Origin of the sequence: Spirillospora sp. CA-108201 (assembly GCF_050936235.1) — a bacterium.
Lineage (GTDB): Bacteria > Actinomycetota > Actinomycetes > Streptosporangiales > Streptosporangiaceae > Spirillospora.
On record NZ_JBNJNE010000001.1, the window covers coordinates 599,218 to 613,837 of the forward strand.

Genomic DNA, 14,620 nt, shown 5'->3' on the forward strand with positions numbered 1-14,620 from the left:
GCCGCCGTCTTTCGCGCCGGGATGTGCTGCCGGGCGTGGTGTGAAGACGCGCGCCGTGCCCCCTTGTCGCCGTGGCGGGGGTGGCCTTACAGTGCAGTCTACTGTTTTATAGACCGAGTGGTATGTAAAACGTCTGCCGCAGTTACAGGAGGTCAGACGGTGCCGGTGCAGTCGCCCCCACGTTCTGCTCGATCGGCTCCCGGAAGCCCGCCCCGGGCGGATCGGAGGTCCTGATGCTCGATATCGACCGGCTTGTCATCACCTACGGGGTGCGCGAACCGCTGATCAAAGAGGTGTCCCTGCAGGTCGGCGACGATGGTGTGGTCGCGCTCCTGGGCAGCAACGGAGCGGGCAAGACAACGCTGATGCGAGCGATCTCCGGAACGCTGCCGCTGTACGGCGGGGCGGTGCGGACCGGATCCATTCGTTTTCTCGACCGGCCTGTCGAGAGGTCGAACCCGGCGGCGATCGTCCGGAGCGGACTCGTCCAGGTGCCGGAAGGACGGCACGTCTTCGCGGCGCTGAGCGTCGCCAGAGAATCTGGCCGCCGGTGCCCTCCCCGTCCGCTCGCGGACGGAACGCGAGGTCTTCGGGTTGACCCGCGGGCTGGCGGAACGCTTCCCCGGCCGCGTCCGGGACATGCCGATCTCCGAGACCGCGATCGTCGGGACCGCGGTCGGCGCCGCGATGGCCGGCCTGCGGCCGATCGTCGAGATCATGTACATGGACTTCATCGGCGTCTGCTTCGACCAGCTCCTCAACCAGGCCGCCAAGCTGCGGTTCATGACCGGCGGCCGGGCGAGCCTGCCGCTCGTCGTCCGCACCCAGTTCGGCGCCGGACGCTCCTCCGGCAGCCAGCACTCGCAGAGCCTGGAGGCCCTCCTCGCGCACGTTCCCGGCCTCACCGTCGTGATGCCCTCGACACCGGCCGACACCTACGGCCTGCTCCGCGCCGCCATCCGCGATCCGAACCCCGTCGTGTTCGTGGAGAACCGGCTCCAGTACGGGAGCAAGGGGCCGCGCCCGCCCGCGGACCACCTCGTCCCCATCGGGAAGGCGAAGGTGGTCCGGGAGGGACGCGACCTCACGCTGGTCTCCTACTCGCGGATGGTGCACGACTGCCTCGCCGCCGCCGACACTCTCGCCGCCGAGGGCGTCGACGTCGAGGTCATCGATCTGCGCACGATCGCGCCACTCGACCGCGAGACGGTGCTGGCCTCGCTCGCCAAGACCAACCGCCTCGTCATCGCCCATGAGGCCGTGCGGGACTTCGGGGTCGGGGCCGAACTCGCGGCGATGGCGGCCAACGAAGGCTTCTGGCACCTGGACGCACCGGTCGTCCGGGTCGCCCCGCCGCCGATGCCCGCCCCCTACGCCCCGTCCCTCGAACGCCTGTGGCTGCCGGACGCCGCGGCAATCGCCGAGACCCTGCGCCAGGTCGCGGCGGTCTGAGCCGTCATGCCCGCCTCTCCTCGCCCTCCACCGGATCCAGGACGATCTCCGGGTGCTGCTCGCGGAACCTCAGCACCCGCTTCTCCAGATCGTCCACCGGTTCGGGCCCGGCCCGGAACCCCGTGAACAACGTCGCGCAGTACTCGCGCGACAAATAACCGGCGTCCCACCTGCCATCGGGCCTGACCCATTGGTAGGTGTGGTTGTGCATATTAAGAAATTGCAGCATCGCCAGCCGCGGGTCCATCTCCCGGAATTCTCCGGCGTCCATGGCCTCGGCCAGCAGATTGGAGATGATTCCCTCGAACTCGCCGCGCTGCCGCAGCAGCCTCGTCCGGTTGTCCCCGCCCAGCATCCGGTAGTCGTGCTCGTAGACCCAGATATGGTCGAGCCGCCGCAGGATGATGGACAGCAGCGCCTCCGACAGCAGTCGGAGCCGCAGCACCGCGTCCACCTCCAGCCGGGCGATCCGCCGCGCGGTCCGCAGCAGCGGCCGCATCACCCGAGACTGGATCTCGACCAGCAGGTTCTCCTTCGAGCCGATGTAGTAGTAGAGAGCGCCCTTGGTGAGGCCGGCCGCGCCGCCGATCTCGTTGATCCCGGTCGCCGCGTACCCCTTGCGGGCGAACAGTTCGGCCGCCCGGTCGATGATCTCCTGGCGTTTGATCTCATATCCCGGGCCATGGCCTGGAGGGCGGGGCATCGCGTTCCCAGTTTCTCGCTCGGCGCCGACGAGGTCGTTTTGAACCCTCGTTCTCGATGGAAACAAGATAATACCTGCCGCCGGCCATTATAGGTAAGGCGGCCGTCAAGACGGAGTGTTCTTGTGGGTGCGGCCGTCCTTGGCGATGGCTTGCGGAAACCGTCGGAAGGTGTCGCGGCGCGTGGAGATGACGGACGCGCAAGAGCGCGGATGGCGGCCTCATGGCCTTCTCTGTGCCTCTGGGCTGAATCGCCTTCTCGTGCGGGCTCGGTCCTGTCGCCCAGCCTGCCGCCCGGGACGGGCATGTTAGGACTGAGGGTGAGGCGCCATCCGGGCGTTCTTGGGCGAGGGAGTACCAGTGGGATTCGACGTTCGAGCGATCCGGGTGGTGGCCTGCGACATCTTCGGGACGACCGTCGACTGGCGGACCGGGGTCGCCGGACAGGTGGCGGCGATCGCCGCGGAGCGCGGTGTCGCACTGGAGGGCGGGGCCTTCGCCGACGATTGGCGCGAGCGGTACCTGCCGTCGATGCGGCGGGTCAGCGGCGGGGAGCGGGAGTGGGCGTACCTCGACACGCTGCACCGGGAGTCGCTCGACGAGCTGCTGGAACTGCACGGCGCCGCTGACGCTTTCGACGAGGACGCGCGGCGGCGGCTCGTCCGGGCCTGGCATCGCCTGCCGGCGTGGGACGACTCGGTGGACGGACTGGCCGAGCTGCGGGAGCGGTACGTGGTGGCGGCGTTGTCCAACGGCGGGTTCGCTCTGCTGACGAACCTGGTCAAGGGGGCGGGGCTGCCGTTCGACTGCATCCTGTCGGCGGAGCTCGCCCGCACCTACAAGCCCGAGCCGGAGGCGTACCTGACCGCCGTGCGGCTGCTGGACGTGGAACCGGCGGAGGTGCTGATGGTCGCCGCGCACAAGTGGGACATCGACGGCGCCAGGGAGGCCGGGCTCGCCACAGCCTTCCTGGAGCGTCCTCTGGAGAAGGGCCCGTCTCTCACCGCCGACCGGGCGGACGGCGTGGAAAGCGACCTGGTGGTGCGCGGGTTCGGTGAGCTCGCCGTTCTGCTGGAGGCCGGTCCGCGGACCTAGGACGCGGGACGCTCGGGCGGGCCCTCCACCTTCCCGGCGATGCGCTCCAGGGCGGTGAGGTCTTCCGGTGCCAGGAGATCGACGAAGTGGTGGCGCACCGATTCCAGGTGTGCGGGGGCGGCGTCCGTCAGGGTGTCCAGGCCGTGGTCGGTGAGGACGAGGAGGCAGCCCCTTCCGTCGGCCGGGTCGGGTGCGCGCCGGATGAGTCCGCGCGCCTCCATGCGGGTGGCGTGCCGGGAGAGCCGGCTGCGCGACCAGCCCATCTTCGCGGCCTGCTCATGCAGGGTTCCGGCGTGGTCCGGCCGTTCCGACAGCGTGCTGAGCACCTCGTAGTCGGGCTCGGAGAGGCCGACCCGGGAGAGGTCGCGCGCGGTGCCGGTCTGGACGGCGATCACCATGCGGCGGAAGGCCCGCCACGCCCGTTCCTCGTCCGGGGTCAGCCAGCGCACGGGCCCGTCCGACGATTTCTTTGACATGTAAACAACCTATCGTCTAAGTTCATTTACATGTCAACGAAACAGGTGCGCGTCCTCGTGCTGGTGTGCAGCACCCGTCCCGGCGCCCTCGGCCCCGCGGTGGGGGCCTGGCTGACCGAGACGATCAAGCCCCGCGCGGCCGAGCTCGGCGCCGAACTGGTGCCGCTGGCCCTCGCCGACCTCGGCCTGCCGTTCCTCGACGAGGAGGACCATCCGTCGTCGGGGGTGTACCGCAACGAGCACACGCGAAGGTGGAGCGCGATCGTGGACGCCGTGGACGGCCTCATCGTCGTGACGCCCGAGTACAACTACGGGATGCCGGCCTCCCTGAAGAACGCGCTGGACTACCTCGGCCGCGAGTGGGCGTGGAAACCGGTCGGCTTCGTCAGCTACGGCAACACCTCGGCGGGCACGAGGGCCGTGCAGCACGCCAAGCAGGTGGTGACCACGCTGCGCCTGGTGCCGCTGGGTTCCACGGTCGCGCTCCGCATCGCCGACGCCGTGCACGACGGGGAGGTGCGGCCCGCCGCCGCGGCCGACCAGGCCGCGATCGATGTCCTGGACGAGCTGGTCCGGGTCGCGCAGGCGCTCCGGCCGATGCGCGAGCGGGCGCGGCCCGCATCGCCGGCCGGCCCCGAACCCGGGTCCTACCTGCGGCGGCTGACGCCGGACGACGCCCCCGAGGTGACCGTCCTGCAGCGGTGCTGCTGGGTGGACGAGGCCCTCGCCAACGATCCCCTGACCGTCCCCGCGCTGCACGAGTCCGTGGAGCGGGTACGCGAATGGCTCGCGGCCTGGCATGCGGTCGGACTGTGGCGGGACGGCCGGCTCCTCGGCATGGTGCGGACCCGCCGCGTCGGCGCCGAGTGGCATGTGGGACGGCTCGGCGTCGTCCCCGACCTGCGGGGGCGCGGCCTGGGACGCTGGCTGCTCCGTGAGGCGGAGGCCGCCGCCGACCCGGACTGCCGCCGCTTCGTGCTGTCCACGGGAGCAGGCAGCCGGAACAGCATCGCCCTCTACCGGAGCGAGGGATACCAGCCGGCCCCCCTCGCCGGCGAGGACGGCGCCATCCGCCTCACCAAGCCCCTCAGTACTGATCGAGTGGCCGGCCGGGCGGCACCCGCGTGATCGGCGTCGAGTGCGAACACGTCCTCTTCGCCGGCTGACGGACGTCGATCACGAAATGTGCGCCGGACCCGGGCGTGCTACTGGGCGGGTGTGTCGGCCGTCGGGGCGATGCCGGTGAACGCGAGGTCGACGATGGCGTCGACGTGTTCGGCGTCGGCCATGCGCGGGGTGAGCAGTCTGCGGTAGTAGGCGGCGCCGTAGAGCAGTTCGGTGATGAGGACCGGGTCGGCGTCGGAACGGACCTGGCCTTCGCGCTGCGCTGTCCTGATGCGGTCGGCGGCGGCGCCCGCCAGATGGCCGATGAAGTTGTCCCACAGCGCCCGGTGGAGGTCGGGGTCGTGCTGGGCTTCGCCGATCAGTGCGCGGTAGTGCGGAAAGACCTGCGGGTCGCCGAGGATGCGAGAGGCCGCCGCCATCTGCGTCTTGATGTCGGCGACGAAGTCGCCGGTGTCGGGGAAGGTCGCGTCCATCCTCCAGGTGGACAGGAGGCCGTCCAGCAGCACGGCGGCCTTGGACGGCCACCAGCGGTAGATGGTGTTCTTGCCGACGCCGGCGCGGGCGGCGATGCCCTCGATGCTGAGCTTGTTGTACCCGACCTCCTGGCACAGGTCCATGGCGGCCTTGATGACGGCGTTGGCGGCCTCTTCACTTCGGCGCTCGGGACGTCTGGGTGACATGCCGACAGCATAGCGCCAGGCGGCACGGAACGTTCCGTATTGACTGGAGGAACGGCGGCGGGCATGCTGAGGCGGCACGGAACGATCCGTGCCGCCAGTGAAGGACGAACCCATGGAAGTTGTGTTCACCCATGACATCGCCTGCGTCTGGTCGGCGCTCGGCTACGCCCGCTTCCAGCGGGCCGCCGAGGAGCACCGGACGGGTGGAGGCGAGCTGGAGGTCGTCTTCAGGCCGTACCAGACCGCGGTCTCGCCGGCGGGGGCGCCGTCGGGCGGCGGCCGTCTCCAGCCCGACCCCGGTGCGTGGGCCGAGCAGATCGCACGGGCAGCGGCGGCGGAGGGCCTGGCGCTGAACCTCGACCGGATCGTGCCCGCCCCCACCGGCGACGCCCACCGGCTCATCGCGCTGGCAGCCGCGCAGGGCGCCGCCGAGGACATGACCGCCCGCCTGTACCGCGCCTACTTCAGTGACGGTCTGGACGTCGGCGACGCGGACGTGCTGCGGGGCTTGGCGTGCGCGACCGGCGTCAGGTGGGACGGCGGGAAGGACGGCGAGACGCCCCGCGCGGAACCTGAGCGGTTCGGCCCGCGGGTGCCGGTCTTCCGGTTTCCGGACGGCACCGTCCTCGTCGGAGCCGTGTCACTCGCCGCGCTGCGAAGTGAGTTGAAGCGGACCGACTTACAGGGCCGACGCGGGCGGTCGTCCTCCAACCGCGCGCCGATCGCGGAACCCGTGCTCTGACCCACGCCATGCGCCGGGTGAGTGGGGCGGCCATGCTCGCCGTGCACGACGGCCAGGCGGGCGGCCGGTCCAAGGAATCACGGACGGCGCGCGGCGGTCATCCTGCCGCTCTTCCGTAGCGCGTGAGGACGGCGGCGCCGACCTGCTCGGACGACAGGCACTCCAGGTGCGCGAGCGGACAGCCGGCGGGGAAGAGCCGCGCACCGGTGCCGAGGATCGTGGGAAAGGTCAGGAGCCGGTACTCGTCGACGAGGTCCCCGGCCATCAGCGTGTGCACGACGCCGAGGCTCCCAGTGATGATCACATCACGCCGTTCGCGCTTGACGGCGTCCACGAGGTCGCCGTCGACGACCTCGGAGTTCGCCCACGCCGAGGTGTCGGTCAAGGTGCGGGAGACGACCACCTTCCGCGCGTTGTTCATCCGCGCGGAGAACGGGTCGTCGCGCCCCGGCCAGAGCCGCGAGAACAGCTGCCAGGTCGTCCGCCCCCAGCATCATCACCCCGTCGTCCAGCCTGCTCCCGAGCCGGAACTCGTCCCCGGCGACCGTCTCGGGGCCGTGCCGGAACGCCCACCCGCCGGTCGGCGTGCCTCCCGATCCGTCCGGGTCGGTCACGATCCCGTCGAGGGTGATGAACTGAATGACGATGACGCTCATGATGGGTGTCCCCTCGGTCGATGCTCACCCGTATGTACCGGCGGCATCGGCTCGACTCATCGCTCCCGGCCGAAGTGATCGACAGAATTCTTCCGCCGGCGCCGACCTCACCGCAGGCCGTCGACTCTGGGGGTCCGCCACGGCCCTGATCTCCCCTGAAGCTCGCTGACACACCCTGCCTCCTAAGGAGACCGCAGGGGAGCGAGTGCGGTTTTCCGCAGGAGGCCGGGTGGCCGTCCGCATGGGCGGCGGGAGGTCCGGCTCCGTAGCGTCCACCCATGATCAAATTTTCCCGGTGGACGGCGTTCGCGGTGTCCGGTGCGGTGGCGGCCTCTGCGGCGGCCTCTGCGGCGGCCACGGTCGTCCTCGCCGCTCCCGACGCGCGGACGGCGCAGCCGCGGTCGGACCGGACCCGTTCGTCCCAGGACGGCTTCCAGGAGATGTTGGACGATCTGGTGAGAACCAAGGCGGCCACGGCCGTCCTGCTCCGTGTGCGGACCGCGGGCGGTGGCGAGTGGTCCGGCGCGGCGGGCGTGTCCGACGTCCGGACGGGACGGCCGGCCGATCCGTCCGGGTACTTCCGGATCGGTAGCGTCACGAAGACGTTCGCGGCGACCGTCCTGCTGCAACTCGTCGACGAGGAGCGGCTGCGGCTCGACGACCCTGTGGCCGAGCACCTGCCCGGCGTGGTCCCGGACGGCGAGCGCGTCACGGTGCGGCAGGTCCTCCAGCACACCAGCCTGCTCCGCGACTACATGAGCGACCCGGGATGGTCCACCAACCGGTGGCGCGGGGCGCGGCGGTTCCGCGGTTACAAGCCCGACCGGCTCCTCGCGCAGGCGTTCCGCACCCCCGCCCAGAACCCCCCGGACGTCACCTGGAAGTACTCCAACACCAACTACGTGGTCGTGGGGAAGCTGATCGAGCGGCTGACCGGGCGACCGTACGGGGAGGAGGTGGAACGGCGTGTGCTGCGTCCGCTCCGGCTGACGCAGACGATCGTTCCCGGCGACCGGCCCGGGCTTCCCCGCCCGCACGCACACGGCTACGCGCTGCTGCCGGACGGGCGGACCGTGGACGCCACGCGCATGAACCCCTCCCTCGACTGGGCGGCGGGCGAGATGATCTCCACCACCCGTGACCTCGGCCGCTTCCTCGACGGGCTGCTCGGCGGCCGGCTGCTGTCACCTTCGGCGCTCGCCGCGATGCGCGCCGTGCGGCCCACCGGCGCCGGGTTCGCCTACGGGCTCGGGCTCCAGGAGTACGCGCTGCCCTGCGGCAAGCGCATGGTCGGGCACAGCGGCCAGCTCATCGGCTACACCACCTACGCGCTCCGCTCCGACGACGGGCGGCAGATGGACCTGTCGGTCAACCTCGGCTCCTCGCCGCCCTCGGCCGACGAGCTCTACGCCTTTGCGGGAAAGGTGTTCTGCTGACCGCCGCACCGCACCCCGGCGAGCCGGGAGCCCGGCGGGTCCGCGACGCGTCACCGGTCGTCGACGACGATGCCCCGTGCCACCAGTTCGAGGGTGAGAAAGGCGGCGATCGACTCGACGGCCAGCAGCGCGATCAGGACGAACATCTGGACCGCCCCCGCGGCGACGGGGGAAGCGCCGCCGAGCAGCATCCCGACGAACGCGCCGGGCAGGGTGACCAGGCCGACGGTGCGCGTCTGGTCGATCGCGGGGACGAGCGCGGTGGCGGCCTTGTCCCGGGCGATGAGCAGGCGCGCGTCACGATCGAGCAGGCCGAGTGAAAGCGCGGCCTCGACCTCCCCGAACCGCTGGGCGAGCTCGTCCAGGGCGCGGCGGCCGGACAGGTACGTGGCGGTGAGCGCGCCGCCGATGAGGATGCCGGCGATGGGGATCACGCTGATGCCTCGGGCCGGCAGCAGCCCGGTGGCCAGCATGAGGACCAGGACGGGGGCCACGCCCGCGCCGATGGGCAGTGCCGTCCACCACCAGGTGGGTCCCTTGGTGAGCCGGCGGCCGCTGGTGCGCACCGCCACCGCGTACATGAGAAGGACGAACAGGGTGAACAGCGGCACGTACCGCACGACCGCGCCGATGACCAGTGAGACGGCCGCGAGTTGGACGGCGGCGCGGAGCCCGGCCAGCAGGACGGCGCGAGTATGACCGAGACGGCCGAAGTGGCAGACCGCCACCGCGACCGCCAGCAGCACCACCATGGCCGCGCCGAGGGCGAAGTCGACCGGCAGCAGGCTCGCGCCCGGCGACGCCGCCCGCGCATCTTGGATCACTCCGCGCAGAGTACGGGACGCACCCCGCGGCCCGCGGGTCCAGCCCCGACCGGACCAACGAGAGGCATGCCGCCGGCCAGGGTTTCTTGATAGTCGCTCTGACGAAGGTCGAGGCTTCGACCCGGCCTGACCCATCAGTCACACAGGTCTCACCGCTCGGCACGCTCGAACGCCGTCACGGATTGTAGTGACGCGAACACGGAGTGGGCAGGAACGGGGCGACCGCGACGCCCCAGGCACCACTCGTGAACAGGAGAACTCATGCGCATCTCCACTACGGCTCTGATCGGCACGGCTTCCGCTCTCGGCTTCGCTCTCACAGCCGCTCCCGCTGCGGCCGGGACCGGCGGAACGCTCACGGGCGCCGAACCCGTCCAGCTCGCTCCCCAGGGTTACGGGGCTCTGAAGATCGGCGGCTCCGAGCGGGAGGCCCTTCGCACCGGAATGCTGGTCCGCAAGGCCCCAGGGCGGTGGTGCGACGGTTTCGACCTGAAGGGCCACCCCACGGGCCGGAACGACTTGTCGGTCTACATCTCCAAGAAGTACGGGGTCGCGATGATCCAGCCGCCTCGCGGCACCCGCACCCCGCGCGGCGTCCGCATCGGCTCCACCCGCCGTGAGGTCAAGCGCGCCTACCCGGGGGTCCGGCGCGACTTCCACGGCTTCTGGGGCGTCACCGCCCCTCATAACCAGCGCGCGTTCTACCAGTTCCAGATGGAACGCGGCCATGTCGCCATGATGACGCTGAACCTGAAGGTCCAGGACTGCTTCAACTGATGTTCCCCGGAGCCCCGCGGTCGGGCACGAGAGCCGAGCTCCCAGTCGTCTCCGCCAAGACGCCCCGAACGCGCCCGCAGAGGCCCGGGGGAGGTCGATCGCTCGCGTGTCGGCGCAGCGGCGGCGCGCGGTCTGCCGCAGCCGGCTCGTAGCTCCGGACTATGCGAGTGCGGCGGCGACCTCGTCGAGGCGCGCCCCGCGGGACGCCTTGACGAGCACCACGTCGCCGGCGGTGAGATGGCCGCGCAGCCAGTCGACGGCCGCGTCGTTGTCGGCCAGCGCCACCGCTCGCTCTCCCGCGCCCGCGGCCAGCGGCCACGCGGCCTCGCCGACCGCGGCCACCACGTCGGCCTTGGACGCGGCGTACCTCCCGATGGCGCGGTGCTCGGCCTCGCTTTCGTCGCCCAGTTCGAGCTTCTCGCCGAGGACGGCGATGCGGCGCCCGCCCGCGACCGCCGCCAGCGCGTCCAGGGCCGCCCGCGTCGAGTCGGGGTTGGCGTTGTAGGAGTCGTCGAGCAGCGTCGCGCCGCCGGCGAGGCCGCGCGGCTCCATGCGCCATTTCGACAGCGAGGCCGTGGCCAGCGCCGCCGCGGCCACGTCGACGGGTACCCCGGCCGCCAGCCCCGCGGCCGCGGCGGCTGAGGCGTTGAGCGCCTGGTGGGCGCCCACGAGGGGGAGCGTGACGGCGGCCGAGCCGGCGGCGGTCCGCAGCGTGAAGGACGGCCGGCCGAGCCGGTCCAGCTCCAGGTCGAGCACCCGCACGTCGGCGTGCTCGGCCCGGCCGAAGGTCAGAACCGGGCCTTCGGTGAGCGCGCGCATCGCGATCACGCGGGGGTCGTCGGCGTTGAGGACGGCGGTGCCGGCGGGCGCCAGCCCCCGCACCAGCTCGCCCTTGGCCTTGGCGATGGCCCCGCGGGACCCGAACTCGCCGAGGTGGGTCTGGCCGACGTTGAGGACGACGGCGACGTCGGGCGCGATCAGGCCGGTGAGCTCGGCGATGTCGCCGATGTGGCGGGCTCCCATCTCCAGGACGAGGCATCGGGTGGACGCGCCGGCGCGCAGCATGGTGAGCGGCACGCCGAGCTCGTTGTTGAGCGAGCCGATCGTGGCGGTCGTCGGCGCGGCGCTCGAGAGCACGGCCGCCGACAGGTCCTTGGTGCTGGTCTTCCCCTGGGAGCCGGTCAGCGCGACGACGGTCAGTTCGTCGCGCAGACGGGCCGCGACGTGGGCGGCGAGCGCCTGCAGCGCGGCTTGGGCGTCCTCGACGATGACGGTGGGCAGCGGTGTGGGCCGGGAGCCGAGAACGGCCACGGCGCCCGCCCGCCCGGCCTGGCCGGAGAAGTCGTGGCCGTCGGCGTGTTCGCCGGCGAAGGCGACGAAGAGGCCGCCCGGCTCGGCCTTCCGGCCGTCGAGCACGGCCGGCGCGGTCACCGTCACGGCGTCGTCGCCCTTGACCGTGCCGCCGACGATCGCGGCGATCTCGCCGAGGCTGAGCGGGATCACGACCGGGCTCGGGGGCCGTCGGTGCGCGGCGACGGCCGGCCGATCGACGTGACGGCGCGCGGGAGCCGGCCGACGGGGCGCAGGCCGAGGGAGACCGGTTCGCTGTGGGGCATGCCCCATTCAAGGGACCGCGGCGTTGCCGGCACGTATGCGTTTTCCGATATGCCGACGATACATTACCGGCAAGTATGAAGCGGGGCGTGCGCCTTGGGCTCGACGCCGGTCGCGGAATTCGGGAGCCGCGCATCTGCGAACGGCGCCGCAGGCCGCGTCCTGCTTCCACGTATCGCCGGCATATCGAAAAACGCATACGTTCTTGTAACGGCACGCTCTCTTGACTGGGGGGCATGAGCTACAGCCAGCCGGCGGGAACGGCGGCCCGCCGCACCGGAGCGGTGGTGCCCGCGTCCTCCTCGACCGTCCCGGAAACGGGAATCACGATTTACGGATGCGGGGATGACGAGGCCGCCTTGTTCCGAGAGATGGCGCCTCGCTTTGGTGTGAAGCCGACCATCACAGAGGGGGCGGTGTCCGAGGCCAACATCGATCTGGCGCTTGGCAACCGATGCATCAGCGTCGGCCACAAGGCTCGCATCGCGGACTCCACGCTCCTCGCCCTCGGCCGAGCCGGTGTGGAGTACATCTGCACGAGAAGCATCGGACGCGACCATATCGACGTGAGATGCGCCGAGAGTGCCGGCATCACCGTCGGATGTGTCGCCTATTCGCCCGGCAGTGTGGCCGACTACACGTTGATGTTGATGCTGATGGCGTTGCGCAACGCCAAAACCATCATCCGCCGTGCCGATGCTCACGACTACAGGCTGGGTGACGCGCCCGGGAGGGAACTGCGGGATCTGACCGTCGGCGTGGTCGGGACAGGGCGCATCGGCGCAGCGGTCATGGACAGGCTGCAGGGCTTCGGCTGCCGGACGCTGGCCCATGACCATCACCCGAAGACCACCGCCGACTATGTTCCTCTCGACGAACTGCTCCGGCTGAGCGACGTCATCACGCTTCATACACCCCTTACCGCGGACACGCGCCATCTCCTGAACCGTCAACGTATCGCGCAACTGAAACGCGGTGCGATCGTCATCAATACTGGGCGCGGTTCGCTGCTCGACACCGAGGCCCTCGTTCTGGCACTGGAGAACGGGTGGCTGGCCGGCGCGGCACTGGACGTCGTCGAAGGGGAGGAGGGAATATTCTACGCCGACCGCAGGGACAAGCCATTTGAAGGCAAGGCGCTTCTGCGCCTGCAGCAACTGCCCAACGTCCTCGTCAGTCCGCACACCGCTTACTACACGGAGCGCGCCCTGGCCGACATCGTTGAGAACAGCCTCATCAATTGCAAGAACTTCGAAGACGGGAAGCAGCATGGGTAAGTTGAAGGTCGGAATCATCTTCGGCGGGTCTTCCGAAGAGCACCCCGTCTCCCTCAAGTCCGCACAGGAGATCGCGAAGAACCTCGACGCCGAAGAGTACGTGCCGTTCTGGATCGGGATCACGCGGAGCGGTGCGTGGAGGCTCTGTGACGGCCCCGACCCGGACTGGCAGGACGGTGCTCACCGTCCGGCGATGCTGTCCCCGGACAGGAGCGTCCGCGGCCTGCTCGTTCTGGAACAGGGAAAATACGAAATGATCGGTCTGGACCTGGTGCTGCCCGTCCTGCACGGCAAGCTCGGCGAGGACGGCGCGATGCAGGGGCTGTTGGAGCTCTCCGGCATCCCCTACGTCGGCTGCGATGTCCAGAGTTCCGCCCTGTGCATGGACAAGGCCCTCGCGTACACCGTCGCCGCAGGCGCGGGAATCGCGACGCCGAACTTCTGGGTCGTCACGGCGGACGAGATTCCCGATCCCGGCCGGCTCACCTATCCCGTCTTCGTGAAGCCGGCCCGTTCGGGGTCATCGTTCGGCGTCAGCAAGGTATCCCGCGAAGAGGATCTGCTGAGCGCGGTGGAGACCGCACGGCAGTACGACTCGAAGGTGCTGATCGAAGAAGCCGTCCTCGGCAGCGAGGTCGGATGTGCCGTCCTGGGGAACGAGCCGCATCTGTTCGCGGGCGAGGTGGATCGGATCTCCCTGTCCCACGGCTTCTTCAGAATCCACCAGGAGAGTGCTCCCGAAAGCGGATCCGAGAACTCGACGCCCGTCGTTCCCGCCGATATCCCGGCGGAGTCGCGCTCGCTCGTCCGGGAGACGGCGAGGGCCATATACCGCGCTCTGGGATGCAGGGGGCTGGCGCGAGTCGACATGTTCCTGAAGGCGGACGGGACGGTGGTCCTCAACGAGGTCAACACATTTCCCGGCATGACCTCGTACAGCCGCTACCCGAGAATGATGGCGGCCGCGGGGGTGTCGCTCTCCGAAGTGATCGACCGATGCGTGTCCCTGGCATTGGAAGGAAACACCCGTTGAGAGACGACTTCGTCTTCGTGGACGAGCATGTGCCAGGAATACGCTGGGATGCCAAATATGCCACCTGGGACAACTTCACCGGCAGGCCCGTGAACGGCTATGTGGCCAATCGGATCGTCGGCACGAGGGATCTGTGTGCGGCCCTGGAAAGGGCGCAGAAGGCGGCCGCGTCCCTCGGCTTCGGGTTGCTTCTCTGGGACGGGTATCGCCCGCAACGCGCCGTGGAGCGTTTCCTGTCCTGGTCGGAACAGTTGGAGGACGGACGGAAGAAGGAGCGGCACTACCCGAACATCGACCGGCCCGAGATGTTCGCAAAGGGATATGTGGCCACCAGATCGGGCCACAGTCGAGGCAGCACCGTCGACCTGACGCTCTACCACCTGGCGACCGGTGACCTCGCCCCCATGGGAGGCGACCATGATCTGATGGATCCGATCTCGCATCACGGAGCACGAGGAATCACACCCGTCGAAGCGATGAACCGCCGGTATCTCTGCTCCGTCATGGAGGACTGCGGCTTCGATCGGTACGACTCCGAGTGGTGGCACTACACCCTGCATGACGAGCCTTACCCGGACACGTACTTCGATTTCCCGATCGCCTAACCGAGTCGACCCAAGAGAGGAACGAGAATGTCGCGTCAGAAACCTGTTCTGACTGGCGTCTCCGGTACGGAAGCGGTCGTCTCCGGAAGTGTGCCGACCTCCGCTCCGTCACGATCACTGTGGCGGC

General features: G+C 70.0%; 15 protein-coding genes and 1 pseudogene. 10 read left to right on the forward strand and 6 right to left on the reverse strand.

Annotation, left to right across the window (positions count from 1 at the left end):
- Positions 1-233: 233 nt before the first annotated feature.
- Both ACQEU6_RS02905 and ACQEU6_RS02910 read left to right on the forward strand, forming a co-directional pair.
- Positions 234-527 (forward strand): annotated as a pseudogene (locus tag ACQEU6_RS02905) (ATP-binding cassette domain-containing protein); the annotation flags it as partial.
- Positions 528-594: 67 nt separating this feature from the next.
- A complete protein-coding gene (locus tag ACQEU6_RS02910) occupies positions 595-1,452 on the forward strand; it encodes an alpha-ketoacid dehydrogenase subunit beta (protein WP_499329013.1) in 858 nt (285 codons plus the stop codon).
- Between the two features lie 4 nt (positions 1,453-1,456).
- On the opposite strand, the gene ACQEU6_RS02915 is transcribed toward ACQEU6_RS02910, so the two are convergent.
- The gene (locus ACQEU6_RS02915; RefSeq protein ID WP_499329014.1) at positions 1,457-2,155 is read right to left on the reverse strand and encodes a TetR-type transcription factor C-terminal domain-containing protein; all 699 of its coding nucleotides are present in this window, start codon (positions 2,153-2,155) and stop codon (positions 1,457-1,459) included.
- 358 nt (positions 2,156-2,513) lie between these two features.
- Between ACQEU6_RS02915 and ACQEU6_RS02920 the strand changes: the two genes are divergently transcribed.
- Positions 2,514-3,248: a haloacid dehalogenase type II gene (locus ACQEU6_RS02920; RefSeq protein ID WP_499329015.1), complete on the forward strand. Its 735-nt coding sequence runs from the start codon at positions 2,514-2,516 to the stop codon at positions 3,246-3,248.
- On the opposite strand, the gene ACQEU6_RS02925 is transcribed toward ACQEU6_RS02920, so the two are convergent.
- Positions 3,245-3,724, reverse strand: a complete 480-nt coding sequence (locus ACQEU6_RS02925; protein ID WP_499329016.1) for a MarR family winged helix-turn-helix transcriptional regulator — start codon at positions 3,722-3,724, stop codon at positions 3,245-3,247. The two genes, ACQEU6_RS02920 and ACQEU6_RS02925, sit on opposite strands and share 4 nt — an antisense overlap.
- A 30-nt stretch (positions 3,725-3,754) precedes the next feature.
- On the opposite strand from ACQEU6_RS02925, the gene ACQEU6_RS02930 reads away from it, so the two are divergent.
- Positions 3,755-4,852: a GNAT family N-acetyltransferase gene (locus ACQEU6_RS02930; protein WP_499329017.1), complete on the forward strand. Its 1,098-nt coding sequence runs from the start codon at positions 3,755-3,757 to the stop codon at positions 4,850-4,852.
- Positions 4,853-4,929: 77 nt separating this feature from the next.
- Here ACQEU6_RS02930 and ACQEU6_RS02935 read toward each other — a convergent pair whose 3' ends face one another.
- On the reverse strand, positions 4,930-5,529 hold the full coding sequence (locus ACQEU6_RS02935) for a TetR/AcrR family transcriptional regulator (protein WP_499329018.1): 600 nt from the start codon (positions 5,527-5,529) through the stop codon (positions 4,930-4,932).
- 112 nt (positions 5,530-5,641) lie between these two features.
- Between ACQEU6_RS02935 and ACQEU6_RS02940 the strand changes: the two genes are divergently transcribed.
- Complete coding sequence (locus tag ACQEU6_RS02940; RefSeq protein WP_499329019.1) at positions 5,642-6,271, forward strand: DsbA family oxidoreductase; 630 nt, start codon at positions 5,642-5,644, stop codon at positions 6,269-6,271.
- Positions 6,272-6,368: 97 nt separating this feature from the next.
- Here ACQEU6_RS02940 and ACQEU6_RS02945 read toward each other — a convergent pair whose 3' ends face one another.
- Positions 6,369-6,740: a dihydrofolate reductase family protein gene (locus tag ACQEU6_RS02945; protein WP_499340082.1), complete on the reverse strand. Its 372-nt coding sequence runs from the start codon at positions 6,738-6,740 to the stop codon at positions 6,369-6,371.
- Between the two features lie 465 nt (positions 6,741-7,205).
- On the opposite strand from ACQEU6_RS02945, the gene ACQEU6_RS02950 reads away from it, so the two are divergent.
- Entirely contained in the window at positions 7,206-8,363 is a 1,158-nt protein-coding gene (locus ACQEU6_RS02950; RefSeq protein ID WP_499329020.1) for a serine hydrolase domain-containing protein, read from the forward strand.
- A 50-nt stretch (positions 8,364-8,413) separates the two neighbouring features.
- Here the strand turns inward: ACQEU6_RS02950 and ACQEU6_RS02955 are convergent, their stop codons facing one another.
- A complete protein-coding gene (locus ACQEU6_RS02955; protein ID WP_499329021.1) occupies positions 8,414-9,187 on the reverse strand; it encodes an ABC transporter permease in 774 nt (257 codons plus the stop codon).
- Between the two features lie 261 nt (positions 9,188-9,448).
- On the opposite strand from ACQEU6_RS02955, the gene ACQEU6_RS02960 reads away from it, so the two are divergent.
- Positions 9,449-9,964 carry a hypothetical protein gene (locus tag ACQEU6_RS02960; RefSeq protein WP_499329022.1) on the forward strand — a complete coding sequence of 172 codons (516 nt, stop codon included), beginning with the start codon at positions 9,449-9,451 and terminating at the stop codon, positions 9,962-9,964.
- A gap of 159 nt (positions 9,965-10,123) precedes the next feature.
- Here the strand turns inward: ACQEU6_RS02960 and ACQEU6_RS02965 are convergent, their stop codons facing one another.
- Positions 10,124-11,467, reverse strand: coding sequence for a UDP-N-acetylmuramoyl-tripeptide--D-alanyl-D-alanine ligase (locus tag ACQEU6_RS02965; protein ID WP_499329023.1), 1,344 nt, complete (start codon positions 11,465-11,467; stop codon positions 10,124-10,126).
- 347 nt (positions 11,468-11,814) lie between these two features.
- Between ACQEU6_RS02965 and ACQEU6_RS02970 the strand changes: the two genes are divergently transcribed.
- The 3 genes from ACQEU6_RS02970 to vanX are packed head-to-tail and all read left to right on the forward strand — an operon-like array spanning position 11,815 to position 14,493.
- Positions 11,815-12,855 carry a D-isomer specific 2-hydroxyacid dehydrogenase family protein gene (locus tag ACQEU6_RS02970; RefSeq protein WP_499329024.1) on the forward strand — a complete coding sequence of 347 codons (1,041 nt, stop codon included), beginning with the start codon at positions 11,815-11,817 and terminating at the stop codon, positions 12,853-12,855.
- On the forward strand, positions 12,848-13,888 hold the full coding sequence (gene vanA / locus ACQEU6_RS02975) for a D-alanine--(R)-lactate ligase (protein WP_499329025.1): 1,041 nt from the start codon (positions 12,848-12,850) through the stop codon (positions 13,886-13,888). The genes ACQEU6_RS02970 and vanA overlap by 8 nt, the downstream gene beginning before the upstream one ends.
- A complete protein-coding gene (gene vanX / locus ACQEU6_RS02980; RefSeq protein WP_499329026.1) occupies positions 13,885-14,493 on the forward strand; it encodes a D-Ala-D-Ala dipeptidase VanX in 609 nt (202 codons plus the stop codon). The genes vanA and vanX overlap by 4 nt, the downstream gene beginning before the upstream one ends.
- Positions 14,494-14,620 lie beyond the last annotated feature (127 nt).

Bases quoted from the DNA above. Each gene is read 5' to 3' on its own strand.
- ACQEU6_RS02915 (WP_499329014.1), bottom strand. From the start codon at position 2,155: ATGCCCCGCCCTCCAGGCCATGGCCCGGGATATGAGATCAAACGCCAG.
- ACQEU6_RS02925 (WP_499329016.1), bottom strand. From the start codon at position 3,724: ATGTCAAAGAAATCGTCGGACGGGCCCGTGCGCTGGCTGACCCCGGAC.
- ACQEU6_RS02930 (WP_499329017.1), top strand. From the start codon at position 3,755: ATGTCAACGAAACAGGTGCGCGTCCTCGTGCTGGTGTGCAGCACCCGT.
- ACQEU6_RS02935 (WP_499329018.1), bottom strand. From the start codon at position 5,529: ATGTCACCCAGACGTCCCGAGCGCCGAAGTGAAGAGGCCGCCAACGCC.
- ACQEU6_RS02940 (WP_499329019.1), top strand. From the start codon at position 5,642: ATGGAAGTTGTGTTCACCCATGACATCGCCTGCGTCTGGTCGGCGCTC.
- ACQEU6_RS02950 (WP_499329020.1), top strand. From the start codon at position 7,206: ATGATCAAATTTTCCCGGTGGACGGCGTTCGCGGTGTCCGGTGCGGTG.
- ACQEU6_RS02960 (WP_499329022.1), top strand. From the start codon at position 9,449: ATGCGCATCTCCACTACGGCTCTGATCGGCACGGCTTCCGCTCTCGGC.
- ACQEU6_RS02970 (WP_499329024.1), top strand. From the start codon at position 11,815: ATGAGCTACAGCCAGCCGGCGGGAACGGCGGCCCGCCGCACCGGAGCG.
- vanA (WP_499329025.1), top strand. From the start codon at position 12,848: ATGGGTAAGTTGAAGGTCGGAATCATCTTCGGCGGGTCTTCCGAAGAG.